The organism is Streptomyces noursei (genome assembly GCF_001646665.1).
GTDB classification, from domain to species: domain Bacteria; phylum Actinomycetota; class Actinomycetes; order Streptomycetales; family Streptomycetaceae; genus Streptomyces; species Streptomyces lavendulocolor.
In genome coordinates, this window is the sequence record NZ_LWBU01000405.1 from 185,027 (window position 1) to 205,970 (window position 20,944).

18 protein-coding genes are annotated in these 20,944 nt (G+C 72.8%); 7 read left to right on the forward strand and 11 right to left on the reverse strand.

Features of this window, described 5'->3' with window-relative positions; all coding sequences use genetic code 11:
- Positions 1-9: 9 nt before the first annotated feature.
- The 3 genes from A4V12_RS33840 to A4V12_RS33850 all read right to left on the reverse strand — a co-directional run bounded on the left by A4V12_RS33840 (position 10) and on the right by A4V12_RS33850 (position 2,236).
- Positions 10-606 (reverse strand): Uma2 family endonuclease, encoded by a 597-nt coding sequence (locus A4V12_RS33840; RefSeq protein WP_064073325.1) that lies wholly within the window; start codon positions 604-606, stop codon positions 10-12.
- Between the two features lie 52 nt (positions 607-658).
- Entirely contained in the window at positions 659-1,516 is an 858-nt protein-coding gene (locus tag A4V12_RS33845) for a hypothetical protein (RefSeq protein ID WP_064073326.1), read from the reverse strand.
- Positions 1,517-1,795: 279 nt separating this feature from the next.
- Positions 1,796-2,236 (reverse strand): ATP-binding protein, encoded by a 441-nt coding sequence (locus tag A4V12_RS33850; RefSeq protein WP_064073327.1) that lies wholly within the window; start codon positions 2,234-2,236, stop codon positions 1,796-1,798.
- A 134-nt stretch (positions 2,237-2,370) separates the two neighbouring features.
- Between A4V12_RS33850 and A4V12_RS33855 the strand changes: the two genes are divergently transcribed.
- Both A4V12_RS33855 and A4V12_RS33860 read left to right on the forward strand, forming a co-directional pair.
- Positions 2,371-3,207, forward strand: coding sequence for a helix-turn-helix domain-containing protein (locus A4V12_RS33855; protein ID WP_064073328.1), 837 nt, complete (start codon positions 2,371-2,373; stop codon positions 3,205-3,207).
- Positions 3,204-3,386 (forward strand): DUF397 domain-containing protein, encoded by a 183-nt coding sequence (locus A4V12_RS33860; RefSeq protein ID WP_064073329.1) that lies wholly within the window; start codon positions 3,204-3,206, stop codon positions 3,384-3,386. Before A4V12_RS33855 ends, A4V12_RS33860 begins: the two co-directional genes overlap by 4 nt.
- A 25-nt stretch (positions 3,387-3,411) precedes the next feature.
- Here the strand turns inward: A4V12_RS33860 and A4V12_RS33865 are convergent, their stop codons facing one another.
- Positions 3,412-4,656 (reverse strand): LCP family protein, encoded by a 1,245-nt coding sequence (locus A4V12_RS33865; RefSeq protein ID WP_199831452.1) that lies wholly within the window; start codon positions 4,654-4,656, stop codon positions 3,412-3,414.
- A 119-nt stretch (positions 4,657-4,775) separates the two neighbouring features.
- Here A4V12_RS33865 and A4V12_RS33870 point away from each other — a divergent pair, with 119 nt between their 5' ends.
- Positions 4,776-5,312: an acyl-CoA thioesterase gene (locus tag A4V12_RS33870; RefSeq protein WP_064073330.1), complete on the forward strand. Its 537-nt coding sequence runs from the start codon at positions 4,776-4,778 to the stop codon at positions 5,310-5,312.
- 400 nt (positions 5,313-5,712) lie between these two features.
- Here the strand turns inward: A4V12_RS33870 and A4V12_RS33875 are convergent, their stop codons facing one another.
- Positions 5,713-7,203, reverse strand: coding sequence for an LCP family protein (locus A4V12_RS33875; RefSeq protein ID WP_434974785.1), 1,491 nt, complete (start codon positions 7,201-7,203; stop codon positions 5,713-5,715).
- A gap of 167 nt (positions 7,204-7,370) precedes the next feature.
- On the opposite strand from A4V12_RS33875, the gene A4V12_RS33880 reads away from it, so the two are divergent.
- Positions 7,371-8,390: a glycosyltransferase family 2 protein gene (locus A4V12_RS33880; protein WP_064073332.1), complete on the forward strand. Its 1,020-nt coding sequence runs from the start codon at positions 7,371-7,373 to the stop codon at positions 8,388-8,390.
- A gap of 39 nt (positions 8,391-8,429) precedes the next feature.
- On the opposite strand, the gene A4V12_RS33885 is transcribed toward A4V12_RS33880, so the two are convergent.
- From A4V12_RS33885 to A4V12_RS33900, 4 genes are all read right to left on the reverse strand, one after another.
- Positions 8,430-10,133 carry an LCP family protein gene (locus A4V12_RS33885; protein ID WP_064073333.1) on the reverse strand — a complete coding sequence of 568 codons (1,704 nt, stop codon included), beginning with the start codon at positions 10,131-10,133 and terminating at the stop codon, positions 8,430-8,432.
- Positions 10,134-10,162: 29 nt separating this feature from the next.
- Positions 10,163-11,938, reverse strand: coding sequence for an LCP family protein (locus A4V12_RS33890; RefSeq protein WP_064073334.1), 1,776 nt, complete (start codon positions 11,936-11,938; stop codon positions 10,163-10,165).
- Positions 11,939-12,171: 233 nt separating this feature from the next.
- Positions 12,172-13,710, reverse strand: a complete 1,539-nt coding sequence (locus A4V12_RS33895; RefSeq protein WP_234372442.1) for an LCP family protein — start codon at positions 13,708-13,710, stop codon at positions 12,172-12,174.
- 111 nt (positions 13,711-13,821) lie between these two features.
- Positions 13,822-14,574: a TIGR03089 family protein gene (locus A4V12_RS33900; RefSeq protein WP_064073336.1), complete on the reverse strand. Its 753-nt coding sequence runs from the start codon at positions 14,572-14,574 to the stop codon at positions 13,822-13,824.
- Positions 14,575-14,700: 126 nt separating this feature from the next.
- Here A4V12_RS33900 and A4V12_RS33905 point away from each other — a divergent pair, with 126 nt between their 5' ends.
- The 3 genes from A4V12_RS33905 (at position 14,701) to A4V12_RS33915 (ending at position 18,499) form a co-directional block, all read left to right on the forward strand.
- Complete coding sequence (locus A4V12_RS33905; protein ID WP_064073337.1) at positions 14,701-16,161, forward strand: peptidoglycan recognition protein family protein; 1,461 nt, start codon at positions 14,701-14,703, stop codon at positions 16,159-16,161.
- Between the two features lie 109 nt (positions 16,162-16,270).
- On the forward strand, positions 16,271-17,353 hold the full coding sequence (locus A4V12_RS33910) for a sugar phosphate nucleotidyltransferase (RefSeq protein WP_079137571.1): 1,083 nt from the start codon (positions 16,271-16,273) through the stop codon (positions 17,351-17,353).
- Positions 17,354-17,449: 96 nt separating this feature from the next.
- A complete protein-coding gene (locus A4V12_RS33915) occupies positions 17,450-18,499 on the forward strand; it encodes a DNA-3-methyladenine glycosylase family protein (protein ID WP_064073338.1) in 1,050 nt (349 codons plus the stop codon).
- A 127-nt stretch (positions 18,500-18,626) separates the two neighbouring features.
- Here A4V12_RS33915 and A4V12_RS33920 read toward each other — a convergent pair whose 3' ends face one another.
- Positions 18,627-19,949, reverse strand: coding sequence for a coenzyme F420-0:L-glutamate ligase (locus A4V12_RS33920; protein ID WP_064073339.1), 1,323 nt, complete (start codon positions 19,947-19,949; stop codon positions 18,627-18,629).
- Positions 19,946-20,902 (reverse strand): 2-phospho-L-lactate transferase, encoded by a 957-nt coding sequence (gene cofD, locus A4V12_RS33925; RefSeq protein WP_064073340.1) that lies wholly within the window; start codon positions 20,900-20,902, stop codon positions 19,946-19,948. Before cofD ends, A4V12_RS33920 begins: the two co-directional genes overlap by 4 nt.
- Positions 20,903-20,944: the final 42 nt, after the last annotated feature.

Sequence of the window (20,944 nt, forward strand, 5' to 3'; positions counted from 1 at the left end):
CCGGAGCGGTCAGGCGTCGGCGTACCGGGGGAGGTCCGTGGTCGGGATGGTCCACTCGCCGATGGTGACGTCCTCGCCGTACACGAACTCCTTGCGGGTGGCGTAGCGCGGGCCCGACGGGGTCGCGTGGATGTCGGACAGGACGGCCCCGGAACCCGTGCGCGGATCGAAGATCACGTAGATGGGGATGCCGAGCAGCGCGTAGTCCCGCATCTTGCCGACCCAGTCGTTGTCGGGGTTGGAGCGGGACACGACTTCGATGGCGGCGATGAGAGTACGAGGGTCGAACCTCCCGTCCCCCTCCATGTCCGCCTCGGCGATCACCATCACGTCGGGGTGGCGCATGATGCCCTCGGGCTCGTCCTCCACGTCGGGCTCTCCCGTATGGGCCGCCAGTTCGTCGGGCATGACCCGCTCAAGACGCTTGCGGACGCGTAGCACCGTGAGCTCATGCGGTTTCCCGGGCGCCATCATGTCGTGGACGATTCCTTCCTTGGTGATCTCGAACTTGCCGGGAAGGGTGTCGTCCATCGAGGACACGAAGTCCCGCATCGTCCGGTACAGGTAGTGCGTCTCCCGCTGCGCGTCGTCCGGGGCGATGCTCATGGCGTGCGCTCCTCGTCGTCGGTGCCCGGGGGCAAGGATCGTCACGTTCATGCTAGGCGGCCTCCGGGAGATCGGACCGGCAGTCGCGGCAGCGGCCCGGCTCCGGTGCCCGGAAGGCACGCTCGCAGGTGTCGCAGGTCTGGAACGGGTCTCTCGTGGGCTTGGGCGCGGCTGCCGGCAGCGGTGGTGGCAGGAGTGCGGTGAGCCGGTGGGCGAGGAGTCCGGCGGGCTGTTTCAGCCGGTCGGGCAGGTCGGCCGTCAGCGCGTGGCGTACGGCGTCGGGGTGCGCGTCGCGCTCCAGCCAGGCGGCCACGGCGGGCGCCAGGCGCCGGACGTCGTGCTCGCCCAGCAGCAGCCGCGGGTCGTCGCGGCGCAGCCCGGCCAGGAGGTCGGCGGCCACCCGGTGCCGCTCCAGGTCCGGAGCCTGCGGCTGGGGGAGCGGTGGGCGGGACGGGGCGGGCTCCTGCTGCGGTACGGGCTCGGGCGCGGGCTCGGGCTCCGGTTCCGGTTCCGGCGGCGACGGCGGTGCCGGGGCCGGGACGGCGGCGCCCGGGCGGTCGTACGCGACCGTGCGGGTGATCAGCTCACCGCCGGGGAGGCGGACCAGCGTGCGCTCCAGGTAGTGGTGTTCCTCCAGCTCCCGCAGCGCGGCGGCGATCCGGGCCTCGCTCTCCGGGAACCGGTCGGCCAGCGCCTTGATGCGGACCTGCGCCCCGTCGGGCAGCGACTGGATGTGTACGGCGAGCCCGATCGCCACCAGCGACAGCTCGCGGTGCTGGGCGAGATGGTTGCCGACGACCGTGAAGCGGTCGGTGTGGCGTGCCCTCACGTGGCGGACACCGGAACCGGTGACGCGGCCGCGAAGACGGGACGAGGCGCGCGAGGGCGCGCTAACCTGCTGGGTATCCATCGGGAAGCTCCGTACTTCCTTGATGGTCAGGCCCTCGATCGGGATTGCCGTCCCGGCCGGGGGCCGACGTCTGTCTGTGGTTGTCGCCGCGAGCATATGCCTGCCAACCCGCCCCAAAGCCAGCCGAATTGGGCAAGGTCACCCGCGAGGGTGACAGGCGACGGTGGGGTGGGTCGGGTGGTTCTCCCGTTCCTCACAGACGTTCTTTGATCTTTTGCGTCGTGCGCCACCGCGTCGCGGACCACCGGGTCGCGGAAACCCGCGACCCGGTGCGACCGGTCACGGTACGAGGTCGAGCTCGGCCCAGACGGTCTTGCGGGGCACGGGCCCGGCCGTGACGCCCCACCGGTCGGCGAGCGCCTCGACGATCAACAGGCCGCGCCCGCACTCGTCGTCACCGGCCGGTGCGCCCACCTCCCCGGGGCCGGGCGGCAACCGGTCCCCGCGCGTGTCGGTGACCGCGATCCGCAGCCACTTCCCCCCGCCCTCGACGCAGAGGTCGAGCCGGAAGTCCCGGCCCGCCACGCGCCCGTGGAACGCTGCGTTGACGGCCAGCTCGCCGACGATCTGCGCGGCCGACGCCGACGGCAGCCCCCAGTCGGCCAGTTGGGCCGTCGTCAGCAGGCGGGCGAGGCGGGCGCCACGGCGGGTGGGGGAGAGCAGCACCGTGAACTGCCGCGCAGGAGCGGAAGGTTCGGTTCGGGTGATTTCCAGGTTCACGTGACTCAGCGTGGCCGCCCGGTGCTTACGCTGACCAGAGCGACGCGTGTACGGACAGTGACTGTCCAGCCGGTGCACGGCCCTGTCCATCGGGTACGCCGTCGCGCACGGACACGGGCGGAGGCGGGTGTCGTATGACGGACGAACCGGAACAGGACGTCGACCTGGAGGACGACTCCGGAGCGGTGATCGCGGCGGTCGGACGGCAGGTCAGGCTGTGGCGCGAGGCCGCCAACATGCGCGCGGCGGACCTGGGCGCGGCCATCGGGTACGGCGAGAACCAGGTCTACAAGGTGGAGGCCGGCAAGCGCATCCCCAAGCCGGAGTTCCTGGACAGGGCGGACGAGGCCCTGGGCGCGGGCGGCAAGCTCGCCGCGATGAAGAAGGACGTGGCTGAGGCCCGGTACCCGAAGAAGGTCCGCGACCTGGCCAAGCTGGAGGCCGACGCGGTCGAGATGGGGGCGTACGCCAGTGTCACGATCCACGGCCTGTTGCAGACCGAGGAATACGCCCGCGCGTTGTGCGGAGAACGCCGACCCGCTTTCTCCGAGGAAGAAGTGGAGCGGCGGGTAGCCGCGCGCATGGCCCGGCAGTCGGTATTCGAGCGGCAACCGGCCCCGCTCCTCACCTTCGTTCTGGAGGAGGCGACTCTGAGGCGGCCGACCGGGGGCAGAATGGTGTTGCACCGCCAGCTCGAACGCCTGTTGCAACTAAGCTCGTTGCGGCACGTGGAGATTCAGGTCATGCCGACGGAAACCGAGGAGCACGCGGGCCTCGACGGCTCGCACCGGGTGCTTAAGCTGAGTGACGGTACGGCTGTGGGCTACAACGAAGTTCAGCTCACCAGCCGACTGATCAGCGATCCCAAGGAGGTCCAGATCCTTGAGATGCGGTACGGCCTGATCAGGTCCCAGGCCCTCACGCCTCGGCTGTCACGGGCCTTCGTCGAGAAACTGCTGGGAGAGACATGAAGACTGAGCTGACCTGGGTCAAGAGCAGTTATAGCGGGGCCGACGGCCCCGACTGCGTCGAGGTCGCGGCCGCGGACGACACCGTCCACGTCCGCGACTCCAAGAACGTGCCCGGCCCTCGGCTCGGCTTTGCGCCGGACGCCTGGGCCGCCTTCGTGACGTACGCGTCCGGGAGCTGACCTCCGGCCCCCGGACGCGGCACCGTCAGTTGCCCGTGACGGTGACCTTCTCGTCGTTCTGGATCTGCTGCACCAGCTGCTGCACCTTCGCCTTGTCCCAGACCAGGTTGCCGCCCGTGCTGCCCGAGATGGGGATGTTCATCGACTTGCCGTCACCGCCGCTGATGCCCTTCATCGCGAAGAACATCTCACCCAGGTCGAACAGGGACATGTCCTTGTCGACGATCAGGGTGTCCAGGCCGGCGCCGAGGGTCGGGTAGAGCCGGAACGGGTTCAGGATCGTGCCGGGCGTCGCCGCCTGGTTCGCCAGCGTCGCCAGGAACTTCTGCTGGTTCTTCGTCCGGTCCAGGTCCGAGCCGGCGAACGCGTACCGGGTGCGGACGAAGGCGAGGGACTGCTCTCCGTTGAGGGTCTGCTTGCCCGCCTGGAAGTCGGCGCCGGACTTCTTGTCCTTGAAGGCCTTCGGGATGTCCATCTCGACGCCGCCGAGCGCGTCGACGATGTTGGCGAAGCCCGCGAAGCCGATCTCGGCGTAGTGGTCGATGCGCAGGCCGGTGTTGTGCTCGACGGTGCGGACCAGCAGCTCGGGGCCGTCCTCGGCGTACGCGGCGTTCAGCTTCACGCGGCGGCCCTGGGCGGGGAAGGTCTTGCCGGACTCGGAGCCGACGAACTTCGGGATCTCCACGTCGGAGTCGCGGGGCAGCGAGATCATGGTGTTGCCGCTGCCGCAGGCCGCCAGGATCATCATCGAGTCGGTCCGCTTGCCCTCGGCGGAACCGGTGTGCAGCTTCTTCTTCTCCTCGGCCGTCATGCCCTCACGGCTGTCGGAGCCGACGATCAGGTACGTGGTGCAGTCGCCCTCCTTGGGGCGGTCGATGACCTTGGCGAGGTCGACCTCGCGGCGGACCTTGCCGTCGGCCCAGAAGTACGTGCCGATCGTCGTGCCGAGCACGGCGACCAGGACCACGATCGACCCGATCTTGATGCGGCGGCGCCAGTCGGGGGCCGGGCCAGGGGCGCGGACCGAGCCGCGATCGGCACGGCCGCCGCCGCGACCGCCCCCGGCGGGGCTGCCGTAGACCTGTCCGGTGTTGTAGCCGCTGTCGTACGCGTCGTCGTACCCCTGCGACTGCTGGTGGGGGACCGGCGGGTGCTGCGGCGGCGCGGAGGGGCGCTGTACGTGTCGCATCACGCGGGCGCCCTCGGGCTGGGCGCCGGCGCTGCCACGGCCGTACCGCGCGTTGCGGTCGTCGGTCCATCCATCGTTCATGCGGACCAGTGTGCAGGCCGCCCCCCGGGGCCCGACAGGGTGGGTGGGAAATAGGGCCAGGGCTGTAGCGAACCTGATGCAATGCAAGGCGGGACGGACTCGGGCATAGGGTGGAGGGCATGACAGACCAGGCCTCCGAGCTGCAGGGAAAGCCCACCTCGGCATCCCGCACCACCCTCAGCCACATCATGACCGGCAGTGACACCAACCTCCTGGGAACGGTGCACGGCGGTGTGATCATGAAGTTGGTGGACGACGCGGCGGGCGCCGTCGCGGGCCGCCACTCCGGCGGGCCCGCCGTGACCGCCTCCATGGACGAGATGGTCTTCCTGGAGCCGGTCCGCGTGGGTGACCTGGTCCATGTGAAGGCACAGGTCAACTGGACCGGCCGGTCCTCCATGGAGGTCGGCGTCCGGGTCCTGGCCGAGCGCTGGAACGAGTCCACGCCCGCGACGCAGGTCGGCTCGGCCTACCTGGTGTTCGCCGCGGTCGACGCGGACGGCAAGCCGCGTACCGTTCCGCCGGTCGTCCCGGAGACCGAGCGCGACAAGCGCCGCTACCAGGAGGCCCAGATCCGCCGTACCCACCGCCTGGCCCGGCGCCGCGCGATCAAGGAGCTCCGCGAGAAGCGGGCGGCGGAGGGCATCGACGACTGACACCGCCCCGCCACCCACCGGCCCGCAGACGGCGTACGGCCGGGGTGGGGCCGTGCAGGGTCGCCCCCGCAGGGGTCGGCGGCGTCAGCAGGGCTCCCTTACTCGTGACCCAAGGCCGCCGGCCCCGAGGAGGTGAGCCCGGAGGGGCCACACCCCACCACCCACCGCACCGGTGCCGCACCGGGCGCAACCGCACGGAGACCGGCCGGCTGGCCCCCGGGCGGGCGAGCCCGGACGGGCCACACCCCACCACCCACCGCACCGGCACCACACCGGGCGCAACCGCACGGAGACCGGACGCCTGGCCCCCGCCCCCGGGCGGGCGAGCCCGGAGGGGGCCACACCCCACCACCCGCCGGCAGGCACCACCCCGGGGGCCACCGGGCAAGGGCACCGCACCTCACGTGCAGATGACCTGGTCGCCCGTCACCGCTCCGAACTCGCCCTGAAAGGCGTTCTCGGCGCGCACCGGCAGGACGCCCGCGAAGTTCGTGCCGATCGTGACGCGGAACACCGCGCCCTGCCCCGCCACCGGCAGCAGCCGGCACCCCGGCAGCGCCGTGGCGAGGGAGCGGGCCGAGCGGTCCCAGCGGGGGTCGAACCACACGACGGTGCGGGCCACGTCACGCCGGGGCCAGTTCAGGGCGGCCGCGGTCGTCCGGAACCCGGTCGCCCGCAGCGCCGCGTCGGCCCGGGCGCCCAGCCCGGGCATCCGCGTGCCGTTGTAGACCTGCACCCGGATCTGCTGCGGCGAGACCTCGACGAGCTTCTTGCGCACCGCGCTGCGCGGCGCGTACGGGGCCAGCGGCTTGTCCGCGCGTACCGCCGCGAACAGCCGCTTGGACTTGACCGGGTCCCATTTGACCGTGGAGCCGATGCCCTTGACGGGGAAGCTGGTGTTGCTGACGGGTACGGAGGTGAATTCCGACGACGCCGCCGTGAAGCCGCGCATGGCCTTCGCCAGGGCGAGCATCTCCTCGGCGCCGAAGCCCTCGCTGGCCCGCACGGAGCTGAGCATGGAGGTGACGACCTGCTGGAACCGCACGGGGTTCAGCATGATGCCGTTGCTGGTGGCCTGGTCGATCAGGGCGGCCATGAACCGCTGCTGCCGCTGCATGCGCCCCAGATCGGACGCCCCGTCGACGTGCCGTGAGCGGACGTACTGGAGGGCGGCCCCGCCGTCCAGTTTGTGCGTGCCGGCGGGCAGGTCGAGTCCGGTGTAGGCGTCCTTCATGGGCTTGGCGGTGCAGATCTCCACGCCGCCGATGGTGTCGACGGTCCGCATGAAGCTGGTGAAGTCCAGCTCCAGGTAGTGGTCGATCTTGATGCCGGTCATGTGCTCGACGGTGCGCACGGTGAGGTTCGGCCCGCCCTCGGCGTACGCGGCGTTCAGCTTCACCGGGTGCCGCTGGTGGTGCTTGCCGGTGGTGGCGTCGGTGTGCGGCGGGATCTCGGCGTACGAGTCGCGGGGCAGCGACACCATGCTGGCCCGTCTGCGGTCGGCGGAGACGTGCACCAGCATGATCGTGTCGGTGCAGCGGCAGGGCGCTCCGCCGAGCCGGTACTTCTCCTTCTCCCGCGGGGTGATCCGGTCGCGTCCGTCGGTGCCGACGACCAGGATGTTGGTGCCGTGCCCGGGGGCGGGGCGGTTCTTCATGTCCTTGAAGGGGTCGACCCGGCCGATCTCGGTGTCCAGGCTCGTCACGATCGCGTGCCCGACGCCGCCCGCCGCGAGGACCAGCACCGACAGGGCGGTGGCCAGCCGCGCGCCCCACCTGGTCCGCCCGGGGCGTCCCCGCCGCACGGCCGCCGGTACCGGCGCCGGGGCCCGTCTCGGCCGCCCGGGGGCGGGCGGCCGGGGAGGGGCGGGGCGGCGGGGCGGCGTGGGCACGAAGGACACCTCCGCGGGCGGCTGGGGGAATAGTGAGCACAGTAGGCCCATACGATCGTCGACCGTCCGCGCCACCCGGGCGGCGCGCACCGCTGTCCCCCGTTCGCGGTAACGTGGCGGCGATACTGCTGTCTCCCGGGGGCGACCCCCGGACCCCCGAGGAAACGATGCCCACGCCCCCGCCCCCGGTTTCCGTGATCATGCCGGTCCTCAACGAGGAGCGGCACCTGCGCGCCTCGGTCCGTCACATCCTCGAGCAGGAGTACGACGGCGAGATGGAGGTGGTGATCGCGCTGGGTCCGTCCACGGACCGTACCGACGAGATCGCCGCCGAGCTCGTCGCCGAGGACAGCCGGGTCCACACCGTGCCGAACCCCACCGGGCGCACGCCCGCCGCGCTGAACGCCGCCATCAAGGCGTCGCGTCACCCGATCGTGGTGCGGGTCGACGGGCACGGCATGCTCTCGCCGAACTACATCGCGACGGCCGTGCGTCTCCTGGAGGAGACCGGTGCGCAGAACGTGGGCGGCATCATGCACGCCGAGGGCGAGAACGACTGGGAGCACGCGGTCGCGGCCGCGATGACCTCGCGGATCGGCGTCGGCAACGCGGCGTTCCACACGGGCGGCGAGGCCGGGCCGGCGGAGACGGTGTACCTGGGCGTGTTCCGGCGCGAGGCGCTGGAGCAGCAGGGCGGGTACAACGAGGAGTTCATCCGCGCCCAGGACTGGGAGCTGAACTTCCGCATCCGCGAGGCGGGCGGTCTGATCTGGTTCTCGCCGGAGCTGAGGGTGCAGTACCGGCCCCGGCCGAGCGTGCGGGCGCTGGCGAAGCAGTACAAGGACTACGGCCGCTGGCGGCACGTCGTCGCCCGGTACCACCAGGGCTCCATCAACCTGCGCTACCTCGCCCCGCCGACCGCGGTCTGCGCGATCGCGGCGGGTGTGGTCGTGGGCGCGACGCTCACCCCGTTCGGGTTCGTCGTCCCGGCGGGGTATCTGGCGGCGATCGTCGCCGGTTCGGTTCCGGCCGGCAAGGGCCTGCCGCTGAGGGCCCGGGTGCGGATCCCGGTGGCGCTGGCGACGATGCACATGTCGTGGGGGTACGGATTCCTCACGAGCCCGCGTTCCCTTGCCAGGAAGGTCATCGCCAGCCGCCGCCCGGCGGTGGTCCGGACGGCGGCGTAGCGCGCCTGACGCGCCGGGCGGTGCTCCACCGCCCGGCGGTCACCAGGTGAAGTTGGGGTCGACCGTCATGCAGCCCGACTGGTCGGCCCTGCTGGTGTTCGACCCGGGGGCCTTCCCGGTGCTCTTGGGCTTGGGGTAGGTGTCGCCCTCGCGCCAGTCCGCGCCGACGATCAGGGTGATGGTGCCGACCTTGTCGGACTTCTTCACCGAACCGGCCGGGATGCCCAGTGACTTGGCCACGGCCTGCGCATCGCCCTCCAGGTCCGCGCTCGGGAAGTGGACGACGGTCTTGGCCTGCCGCGGGGCGGCCGTGTCGGCCTTGGCCTGGGTGTAGCCCTTGGCGGCCAGCAGCCCGGCGACCGTGGTCGCCCGCCCCTGGGCGGAGCCGTACTGGTCGGTGTAGGTGCCGTTCTGCACCATCACCGGGGTCTCGGCGGGCGCGGCGGCGGTGTCCTTCGAGGCGGCGGGCGCGGCGCGCTTGGAGGGCTTGCCGTCGAGCGGGATGTCCTCGCGGATCATCCGGAAGAGTTCCTCGGCCTCGCCGGGCGTCGGCTCGACCTTGCCCGGCTTACGGGTCGAGTAGAAGTTGGGCATCGTCGTCATGGTGATGCGGCCGGTGGGCACGCTCTTGAGCTGCTCGGCCACGTCGTACAGCTTGCCGATGGTGTCGAGTCCCTTGTCGACGGTGAGCGCCTCGGTGGCCGCCTCGGCGAGCTTGCGCAGCTTGTTGGGGTCGGTGAGCTTGGCGTTCCTGCGCAGCTCGCGGACCATCGAGTTCATGTACATGTGCTGGGCCTTGGCGCGCTCCAGGTCGGTGCCGCCGACCCAGCCGTACCGGGTGCGCAGCCATTGGAGCGCCTGCTCGCCCTTGATGGGGTGCGTGCCCTTGGCGAGCTTCAGGCCGGAGCCCTTGCCGTCGCTGGTGCGGGACTCGATGTTCTTGTCGACGCAGACGGGTACGCCGCCGATCGCGTCGGCCATCGACACCACACCGGCGAAGTCGATCATCATGAAGTGGTCGATGGGGATGCCGGTCAGCTCGACCCAGGTGGCCACGGTGCAGCCCGGGCCGCCGCGGTCCAGCGACTCGTTGGTCTGGGCGAACTCGCGCGCGGGGTAGGTCTTGCCCTGGGCGTCCCGGCACTCCGGCAGCCGCAGCATGGTGTCGCGCGGCATGCTGACGACGGAGATGTTGCTGCGGTCGGCGGAGAGGTGGACCAGCATCTGCACGTCGGCGAGCGGGGGGCCGTCGAAGGTGTCCCGGCCGCCGCCGAGGTCCTGGTTCTGCTTGCTGTTCCGGGCGTCCGAGCCGATGAGCAGGATGTTCAGCGGGGTCTGGCCCGCGGCGTTCGCCTTGTGCTCGGGCATCCCGTTCTTGCCGAGCGTCAGGTCTTCCTTCTTGATCTTGCTGTTGAGGTGCTCGTAGTACAGGTAACCGGCGCCGGCCGTCCCCAGTATCAGCAGGGACAGCACGGAGGCGCTCCACCGGAGCACCCGCCGCTTGCCCTTCCTGCCCTCGCCGCCCTTGCCGGCGCGCCGCCGGCCGCCGCCACCGCCGCTGCCGCGCCGGTGGGCCCGGCCGCCGTCGGTGGCCGTGCCGGCCGTCGCGGGGCGTGCCGGTCTCGCCGGCTCCTCCGTGCCGCCCGACGACGCGTCACCGCGGTGACCGTCGTCCAAGGCGCCGTCACGGGCGTGCGGAACGCGGTCCCGCGTTCCCTCCCCACGCACGCTGCTCTGTCCCACCCCAGGTCCCCCTGTCGCTCAGGTGCGCGTCATTCGGCGCACACCTGCTTGTCTGCCACTACTTTCTGCACACCTTCCGGCGCCTTCGCCGGACCGGTGATGGGCACCCCTGCGCCCTTGAAGTCCCCGCCGAGGGTGAGCTTCATCGGCTCCCGCTCCCCGGCGTCCTCCGTCCCCTGCTTCAGCGCCGTGGCGGGCAGGCCCATCAGGTCCGCGAGCTTACGTGCCTGGTCGGCCTGGTTCGGCGCGAACTCCAGCGTCGTCCTGTCGATCTCCTGCGGGGCGTTGCTCCGGTTCGAGGACTTGAGGACGCCCTGGTCGTTCTGCAGCCAGTTGATGGTGGCCTGCGCCCCACCCGTCCTGCCACTGCCGTTGTACACGTCCACGCGCACGTCGGAGGCCTCCGCCCGCGGGCCCTTGAGCAGCGCGGCCTGGGCGCTCTTGGCGTCCTTCTCCTTCTTCTTCACCTCGGTGAGCGAGATGTCGTTCTGAAGCATGGAGAAGAGCGGCTGGGCCTTGGCCTCGTCGACGACGACGGTGGCCTTGACCGTCTCGGCGGGGTTGTCCATGACGGGAAGGGTGGTGAAGGTGATGTTCTTGGGGTTCACCTTGGCCAGCTCCATGCCGAGGTCCTGGAGCTTGTCGATGCTTCCTATCCCCGTGTCGACGGTGAGCGCCTTGGTGGCGGCCTCCGCGAGGTCGAGCAGTTTGGACGGACTGGTGAGGGTCTCGCTCGACTTCATCTTGCGGATCATCGAACCGAGGAACTGCTGCTGCGTCTTGATCCGGTCCAGGTCGCTCTCGTTGCCGAACGCGTGCCGGGTCCGTACGAAGGCCAGGGCGTCCTCGCCCTCGATGACGTGCTTGCCCTTGGTGAGCCTCAGCTTCGACTGCTTGTCGTTCACGTCCTTGTTCACGCACACCTCGACGCCGCCGATGGCGGAGGTCAGCGTCTTCACCGCGTTGAAGTCGGCCATCATGAAGTGGTCGACGGTCAGCCCGGTGATGGCCTTGACCGTGCGCATGGTGCAGCCGGGGTCGCGGCCGGTCTGCCCGAGGCTGGTGTTGAACCGGACGTTCTGCTGACCCGGGATGACCTTCGTGCCCTCGGGCGTCTTGGTCTCGCAGTCGGGGATGTCGGTCATCAGGTCGCGGGGGATGGACATCGCCGTGGCGTTGGTCCGGTCCTTGGAGACGTGGAAGAGGATCGTGGTGTCGGCGTGACCCTCGCTGTTCCGGTCGCCGTAGCCCTGGTTGCCGTCGCCGGTCCGCTTGTCCGTGCCGATGACCAGGATGTTGATGGCCTGGTCCTTCTTGAACCCGCCGCTGCCCGCGCCCGCGATGTCGACGGTGCTGATGTTGGAGTTGAGGTGTTCGTAGTAGGCGTACGCCGTGATGGCGAGCGCCGCGACGACGCCGGCCGTCACGCCGCTCGTCCACATCAGTGCCTTCTTCTTGCGGGACTTCTGCGGCTTGCGCTTGCGCCGCCCCGCGCCCGGCGGGGTGCCGCCGGGGCCGTCCGGGGCGCCGGGCGCGCGGCGCCTGCGCTGGCCGGGCACACCGGCGGTGCGGCTGCCGGCCGAGGACTTCGGGTCGCCGGCGCCCGGGGTTCTGGGGGACGGTGTTCTCGGAGTGCCCGGCGTGTTGGCACCGCGGCGGCCGGTGCTGCGGGACGGCTGCTCGGACGGTGCCGAATGCCCAGCGGAATGGTCCAGTCGCAGTTCGTAGTTACCCGTCTGCGGGTTGAGTACCCACTGGTCGGCGGGGTCGATGTCGTCCGCCCGTCCACGGCTGTGCGCGTCCACGGTTGTTTGAGTCCTCCGTCGGTGCCACGCGAGGCGCCTCCCCCCAGGCGCTCGGTTCCACGATCCTTGAGTGCGCGACCTCGCGGCCGGGTGCACCGGATCGCGTCACACTATCCGCCCAGTTCAACGTGGGGCGACGTCCGTGACAAATTCCACGCCCCTTACAAGCGGGCATTCCGCCCAATCCGCATGGACTGCCGTGCCGTCTTTGGCCTTTGCTTTACTCGCAGCCCCTACCGACAGGCCCCGTCGGCGGCGTTCGTGCCCGTGAAGGTGGGTGTCGAGGAAGGGCTCGCATCCCTCTTGCGCCTGCTCGACTCCGCGGACTCCTCACCGGTGGCCTCGGTCTGCCCGTCGCCGGGCACGACCGCGACGGGTTTGTCGTCCCGCAGCCGCTTGAACAGACTGTTCGCTCGGGGCTGTACGAGTTCGTCCCGGTTCGGGTCATTGCGGTAAGGGCGCCGAGGAATCGTCAGGAACTGCACCTTTTCGGTAGGTACGCTGCGCAACGCGCGCGACAGGTCGTACAGGTCCTTCAACGAGTCGAGACCCGGATCGGTGGTGACCGACCGGGTTGCCGCGTCCAGCACCGGATAGAGGCGTGCCGGGTTGAGCAGCACCCCGTTGCTCTGCACCTTGTTGACGAGGGCGCCGAGGAACTGCTGCTGGCGGTCCATGCGGTCGGTGTCGCTGCCGTTGCCGAGGGACTTGCGGGCCCGTACGTAACCGAGGGCCTGCTCGCCGTCGAGCGTCCGCGCCCCCGGCTTCAGCGTCACCCGCGCGTCGGGGTCGTCGATGGCCTCGGCGACACACACCCGTACCCCGCCGACCGCGTCCACCATGTCCTTGAACCCCCGGAAGTCGACGACCACATGGTGGTCGACGCGGATGCCGGTGAGCTTCTCCAGGGTGCGGACCGTGCAGGCCGTGCCGCCGAACTCGTACGCGAAGTTGAACTGCGCGAACTGCGGCGCGGTGCGCGAACCGTCGCCCTTGCGGCAGCTCGGGATGTTGACCATCAGGTCGCGCGGCACGGACACCGCCGTCACCCCGCGCCCCCGGGCGGCCAGGTGCAGCAGGATGGTGGTGTCCGAGCGCTGGGTGCCCTTGTCGCGGCCGTACCGGGCGTTGCCGCTGCCCGCGCGGGTGTCGGACCCGATCAGCAGGATGTTCCGGGCGTCCCGTACGAGGGCGCTGGGGCGCTCCCGCTCGTACCGCTCCAGCTCGGCGGCGGCGGAGGCGTCGGTGGTGATGTTCTCGTCGAGCTTCTTGTACAGCCACCATCCGGCGCCGGCCGCCGCGAGCACGGCGACGGAGCCCAGGAAGGCGACGACCCGCAGGCCGTGGCGGCGGAAGCCGGGGCCCCGGGGGACCCTTACCGGGACGGTGGCGGTGGCGGTGGCGGTGGAGGTGGCTGCGGGGGCGGCCTGCCCTCGAACCGTGGCCGGACCGGGCGCGGCCTGCTCGGGCTCGGAATCCGGTGCGGGACCGGACGCGGGGGCCCGGTCGGCGGCGGGCGCGGAGTCCGCCGCGGGGCCCGGCGCCGGGGCCGGCTTCGCGGGGCGGGTGCCGTTGCCGGCCGGGCCGCCCCCGGGCCGCCGCGCCGGGCGGTGCCGCCGCTTCCTGCCGCTCCTGGCGCCCCTGCCGCCCCTGGGCGTGTGGTCACCGCCGCCCGCCGGCCGGCCGGACGCGGCGTCACCGGCTGGGGTACCGGGACCGGACGCCCCCGTCGGGGGGTCCGGCTCCGGGGGAGTACCAGCGCTGTCCGTCACGTCTGCCGTCCGTCCTTCGCGAGCGAGGCCCAGGGGTGTGTGACGATCATCCATCGCGGACGGCGCCCGTACCCGGGGGACTCGGCGCGCCGTGCGCCGGACGGGTGGACTTCACACCAGAGTGCTGGTGATCCGCTCGCTCTCGACCCGCTTGGCGAGCCCCTCGGGCGACAGCTGCTCCAGGTTGCGGCACAGGACGACGGACGCACCGGCCGCCAGCGGCGCGTACAGCCCCGCCGACACGCCCTCCCACGTGTCGTACGGCAGGGCCGACAGCAGCCGCGCACCGCCCGCCAGGCCCAGCCGCCCCGCGTCCGCACGGGCCCGGTCCACCAGTTCCGCGCCGCTCAGCTCCGCACCCGCCACCGCGAGCGCCGGGGCGGAGGGGTCCACCGGGGCGTACGGGGCGAAGACGTCGCCCTGCGTCGGCACCTCCACCGCGTAGTCGTCGTAGCCGGCCGGCGGGGACGGGAAGCGGCGCCCCAGCGGGGCCAGGGACAGCGCGAGGCGTTCGCCGGGGCAGGCCAGCCCCTCCTCCAGCCGGTCGGGCCCGGCCACGACGTGGTCGGCGGCGGCCGGGTCACCGCCGAGGTCGGCGACGACCCCCACCGACGAGCACGCCACCAGCCAGACGGCGGTCTGCCAGTGGGCCGGGAGCAGCAGCGCGACCCGCTCGCCGGGCTCGGCGGACAGGCCGTCCTGGAGGAGGTTGGCGGTCTTGGCCACCCAATTGGCGAAGGTGGCCACCGACAATTCGACGCGCTCACCGGTGGCGTCGTCGTAGTAGGTGACCAAGGGGCGGGCCGCGTCCGAGGCGAGAGCGGATCGCAGCAGGTCGGCGGGGGTACGGTCGCTGGCATTCACGCGCGCCAGGGTACGCGCGCCGGGCGGGCGGGGTCCGCCGTACCGGTGACGGCGTCCACCGGTCGGACCGACGGGCCGTCAGTTCTCCGGCGAGCGGCACCGGTCCGGCGCGCCGAGGATCGCCCCATGCGTGCCTTCCTTGCATCCTCGATCGGCGTCGCGTGCTCCGCGGCCCTCGTGCTCCCGCTCCCGCTCGCACTCCCCGCGAGCGCCGCCCCCACCTCGTCCGTCACCTCGTCCGCCACAGGGGCCCGCACCTCGTCCCCCGTCGCGGCCCGCACCCCGTCCGCCCCCGCCGCGGGTGACGTCTCCGTCCCCGGCACCACCCAGTCGCTGCCGCTCCGGGCGCTCCCCTCCGAGCGGGCGGCCGGCGCCGCGGTGCGGGGCCTGACCCGGCGGGACGTCCGCCCCTTCTCGCTCGTCGGTGTCGTGTGGGACGACCCGGACGCCGAGCTGCACGGCTCCGTCCAGGTCCGTACCCGTGCCTCCGACACCGGCGCCTGGTCCGGCTGGCAGTCCGTCGAGACCCACAACCACGACCACGCCGCCGACCCGGGCACCCCCGAGCGCGACTCGGGCACGGTCCGCGGCTCGACCGCCCCCCTGTGGGTCGGCGCCTCGGACGGCGTCGAGGTCCGCGTACGGGCCGAGGCCCCGCGCGCGGGCGCCGCCCCCGCCCCGCTGCCGCGCGGCATGCGCATCGAGCTGGTCGACCCCGGCGACGAGCCGGCCAGCGAGCCCGCCGGCGAGCCCGCCAGCGAGGACACCGCCCAGGGCCCCGAACTGCCCGAGGGCAACGACACCGGCACCACCAGCGGCCAGGTCCCCGTCCCGGCCCTGACGCCCGAGGAGTCGGCCGCCTCCGCGGTCAACGCCGAACTGGTGCCGCTCGGCTCGGCCGAGATCCCCGAACTGTCCAAGGAGGAGACGGAGGCCGCGTACGCCGACCGGTTCGGCGAGGAGGCGGTGGCCGCCAAGCCGTACATCGGTCCCCGCCCCCGCATCGTCACCCGCAAGGGATGGGGCGCCGACGAGAAGCTGCGCGAACGCAACTTCGTCTACACCAGGTCCGTCCAGGCCGCGTTCGTCCACCACAGCGCCACGGGCAACAACTACTCCTGCAAGCAGGCCCCATCCGTTCTGCGCAGTATCTACCGCTACCACGTCAAGAGCAGCGGCTGGCGCGACTTCGGCTACAACTTCGCCGTCGACAAGTGCGGAAACATCTACGAAGGGCGTGCGGGAGGCGTGGCCAAGGCGGTGCTGGGCGCGCACACCCGGGGCTTCAACACCAACAGCATGGGCATCGCCGTCCTGGGCACGTACAGTCAGTCCACCCCGCCCTCGGCGGCGGTGACCGCCGTCGCACGGCTGACGGCGTGGAAGCTCGGGCTGTACGGAAAGGACCCGCGGGGGAAGGCCACTCTGACCTCGGGTGGCGGAAACCGGTACAAGAAGGGCGCGAAGGTCAAGCTCAACGTCATCTCCGGGCACCGGGACGGCTTTTTGACCGACTGCCCCGGCACGCGGCTGTACGGCAAGCTCGGCACGGCCCGTAGCACGTCGGCCAAGTACCAGGGCCGCTGACGACGACCGGGACGGCTGTACCGAACGGTCTGCATACACTGTCCGGTCGTATCGGTCATATGACCGATGTGGCCCATCGACCGGACCCAGCAGGAAGCAGAGACGACAGGTGACAGAAGCGATCCTCCTGGTCGGTGGCAAGGGCACCCGGCTGCGTCCGATGACGGTCAACACACCGAAGCCGATGGTTCCGGCGGCGGGTGTCCCGTTCCTGACGCACCAGCTCGCCCGCGCGCGGGCGGCGGGCGTCGAGCACATCGTGCTGGCGACCTCGTACCTGGCCGAGGTGTTCGAGCCCTACTTCGGCGACGGCTCGTCGCTGGGCCTGCACATCGAGTACGTCACCGAACGGGAGCCGCTCGGCACGGGCGGGGCGATCCGCAACGTCGCCTCCCGCCTGCGCTCGGGCCCGGACGAGCCGGTGCTGATCTTCAACGGCGACATCCTCACCGGACTGGACATCCGGGCCCTGGTGGACACCCACGAGACGTCGGGCGCCGACGTCTCGCTCCACCTCACCCGGGTCGAGGACCCGCGGGCGTTCGGGCTGGTCCCGACGGACGCCACCGGCCGCGTCACGGCGTTCCTGGAGAAGCCGCAGACGCCCGAGGAGATCGTCACCGACCAGATCAACGCGGGCGCGTACGTCTTCCGCCGCTCGGTCATCGACACCATCCCGACCGGCCGCCCCGTGTCGGTCGAACGCGAGACGTTCCCCGACCTGCTCGCCACCGGCGCCCACCTCCAGGGCATGGTCGACTCCACGTACTGGCTGGACCTCGGCACCCCCCAGGCGTTCGTGCGCGGCTCCGCCGACCTCGTGATGGGCCGCGCCCCGTCGCCCGCCGTACCGGGCCGCCGGGGCGACCGGCTCGTCCTGGACGGCGCCACCGTGGCCCCGGACGCCAAGCTGACGGGCGGCACGGTCATCGGCGCCGGCGCCACGGTCGGCGAGGGCGCCCGCGTGGACGGCAGCACCGTCCTGGCCGGCGCGGTCGTCGAGGCCGGCGCGGTGGTCACCGACTCGCTGATCGGCGAGGGCGCGCGGGTGGGCGCCCGGTCGGTCCTGCACGGCGCGGTCGTCGGGGACGGCGCGCACGTGGGCGCCGACAACGAGCTGCGGGACGGCGTCCGGGTGTGGTGCGGGGCACGGCTGCCGGACGGCGCGGTCCGCTTCTCGTCGGACCAGTAGGCACCGGTCGCCGCCGGGCCGGTGGGCCGGGCCGCGCGGGGGCTACCCTCATAGGGACCCCGAGCCGGGGGACCCGACACCGAGGACCGTGCATCCGTGGCAGGCCGATACGCCCCGCGCCCGACCCGCGCCACCGTGCGCGGCGGGCACGTCGCCGTACCCGCCGCCCGTCCGGCCACCACCGCCCCGGCGGTCACGGCCCCGGTCGCCCCGGCCACCACCGCCCCGGCCGCCCCGGTCGCCCCCCGCACCCGGACCTGGACGCCCCCGTGGCCGCTGGACCTGGGGCTCGTCCTCGGCCCGCTGCGGCGCGGCCCGGCCGACCCCACGTTCCGTACGGCGCCCGACGGCTCCGTGTGGCGCGCCACCCGGACCCCTGAGGGCCCGGGGACGCTCCGGGTCGCCGCCCGCGGCGGGACCGTCGGGGCGGAGGCGTGGGGAGCGGGCGCGGAATGGCTCCTGGACCGCCTCCCGGCGCTCCTCGGCGCGGAGGACGACCCGTCGGCGTTCACCCCGCGCCACCGGCTGCTGGCCGTCACGGAGCGGCGCCGCCCGGGACTGCGGCTGACCCGCACCGGGCTGGTGATGGAGTCGCTGATCCCCTCGATCCTGGAGCAGAAGGTCACGACCACCGAGGCGTACCGGGCGTGGCGTCTGCTCGTACGGAAGTTCGGCGAGCCCGCGCCGGGCCCGGACGACCGCCTGTACGTCATGCCCGAGCCGCGCGCGTGGGCGATGGTCCCGTCGTGGGAGTGGCACCGCGCGGGCGTCGACGCCAAGCGCTCCGACACGGTCATGCGCGCCGTCCGGGTGGCCCGCCGCCTGGAGGAGGCCGCCGCGATGGAGCCGGAGGCGGCCCGCCGCCGGCTGGAGCTGATCCCCGGCATCGGCCCGTGGACGTCCGCCGAGACGGTCCAGCGCAGCAACGGCGCCCCCGACGCGGTCACCACCGGCGACTACCACCTGCCGAGCATCGTCGGCCACGCGCTGGCCGGCCGCCGGGAGGCCGACGACGCGGAGATGCTGGAGCTGCTCGCCCCGTACGCGGGGCAGCGCCACCGCGCCGCCCGTCTCATCCTGCTCAGCGGCCGCATCCCGCCCCGCCACGGCCCCCGCTTCACACCGGGCAACATCGCGGCGCTCTGACCGCCCGGCACGCGGCACCCCGTGCGCACCCCTGGCGCAGGCGGGGCACGGTCCGTACGGGCGGCCCGTACCGGCCACCCCGACCGGCCATCCGTACCGGCCGCACGGGACAGCCGCCCGGAAGGCGTCAGCGCACCTCGACGAAGCCGTCCACCTCACGTGCCGGCCGCGGCCCCGGTACCCCGGCCGGCCGGCCCACCGCCACCGCGCCCATCGGGTCCCAGTGGGCGGGCAGGTCCAGCACGTCCCGGACGACGTCCCGGCAGAACATCGTCGACGACACCCACGCCGACCCCAGCCGCTCACCGGCCAGCGCGACCAGGAAGTTCTGTACGCCCGCCCCGGCGGCGACCACGAACATCTCCCGCTCCGCCCCGTCCCGCCGGGCGTCCCCGTACCGGTGCGAGCCGTCCGTCACCAGGCACGGCACGACCAGGTAGGGCGCGCGCCGCAGCACGTCGCCGCGGCGCACCCGCCGGGCGACGGCGTCCTCGCCGAGGCCGTCGGCCCGAAGGTCCGCGATCCACGCGTCCCGCATCGCGTCCAGCAGCCGCACCCGCGACTCCTCCGACTCCAGCAGCACGAACCGCCACGGCGTCGTGTGGTGCGGCGCGGGCGCCGTCAGGGCGGCCGCCACGGCCCGCCGCACCGCGCCCGGGTCCACGGGCTCGTCGGTGAACTCCCGCACCGTGCGCCGCAGCGTCACCGCCGCCCGCACCGCCTCGGACGTACCGAGCCGGAACATGTCGTCCGCCGCGTCCCGCACCAGCGCCCGGGCGCCCCCCGCCCCGCCCTCGACGAGGTGGGCGAGGCCCCGCACCACCGCGACCGGCAGCCCGGCCGCCTTGCCCTTCACCAGGTCCCCGGCCGCGGCCAGCTCGTCCGCACCGGCCACCACGGTGGCCACCAGCGGGTTGCCGTACGCGTCCGTGCCGCCCCGCAGGTCGTCCAGGACGCGCACCCCGGCAGCGCCGATCGCCATGTCGGTGACCCCGGCGCGCCACGGCCGCCCGGCGGTGTCCGTGACGACGACGCCCACGTCCACGCCGAGCGCGTCCCGCAGCCCGTCCCGGATCGCCCGCGCGGACGCGTCGGGGTCCCGGGGCAGCAGCAGCACGGTCCCCGCCGGGGTGTTGGACGCGTCGACCCCGGCGGCGGCCATGACCAGGCCCTGCCGGTTCTCGACGATGCGGAGGGTGCCGCGCCGCGCCACCACCCGTACCGTCTCGGCGTCGATCGCCGCCTCGCGGTCGTCCGCCGCGACGATCCGCCCCTCCGCCTTGCTGACGATCTTGGAGGTGACGAGGAGCACGTCACCGTCGGCCAGCCCCGGCCCGCCGGTGGTGGCCCCGTCGGCGACGGCGGCGGCGATCAGCTTGGCGAGGTCGTCGCCGGGCCGTACCTCCGGCAGCCCCGGCAGCGCCCACACCCGGTAGGACGGGGCCGTCACGCGCGTACCTCCTCGGCGAGGGCCAGCGCCTCGCGCGCCATCGCCGCCGCGGCGTCCACGTCGGTCATCATCAGCGGCACCGCCCGGCAGCGGATGCCGGCCGCCTCCACGTCGCCGACCCGGTCCGCGTCGGTCGTGTCGACGAGCCAGCCGTCGAGGAGCCCGGAGCCGTAGTGGCGGGCGACGGCCGCGGCCGTGGACTCGACGCCCACCGCGGCGAGCACCTTGTCCGCCATGCCGCGCACCGGTGCGTCGCCGACGATGGGCGACAGGCCCACGACCGGGACGCCCGCGTCGGCGATCGCCTCCCGGATGCCGGGCACGGCGAGGATCGTCCCGATGGACACCACCGGGTTGGACGGCGGGAAGAGCACCACGTCCGCCTCGCCGATGGCCTCCAGGACCCCGGGCGCGGGGGAGGCCTGCTCGGCGCCGACCGGCACCACCGCCTGCGCGTCCACGGAGGCGCGCAGCCGTACCCAGTACTCCTGGAAGTGGATCGCCCTGCGCTCGCCGTCGAGCTCGACGGCGACGTGGGTCTCGACCCGGTCGTCGGACATGGGGAGGAGCCGCACGCCCGGCTTCCACCGGGCGCACAGCGCCTCGGTGACGGCGCTCAGCGGGTAGCCCGCGCCCAGCATCTGCGTACGGACGATGTGGGTGGCGAAGTCGCGGTCGCCGAGCCCGAACCACTCGGGTCCCACCCCGTACGCGGCGAGTTCGCTCTTGACGTGGAACGTCTCGTCGCTGCGTCCCCAGCCCTGCTCCTCGTCGATCCCCCCGCCCAGGGTGTACATCACCGTGTCGAGGTCGGGGCAGACCTTCAGCCCGAACAGATGGATGTCATCACCGGTGTTGCCGATGACCGTGATGTCCGCGTCGGGCGCGGCCTGCTTGAGGCCGCGCAGAAAACGGGCACCGCCGATGCCGCCGGCCAGAACCACAATGCGCATGGGCACAGTCTGTCAGCCGCGGGCCGCCCGCCCGGCCGCCGG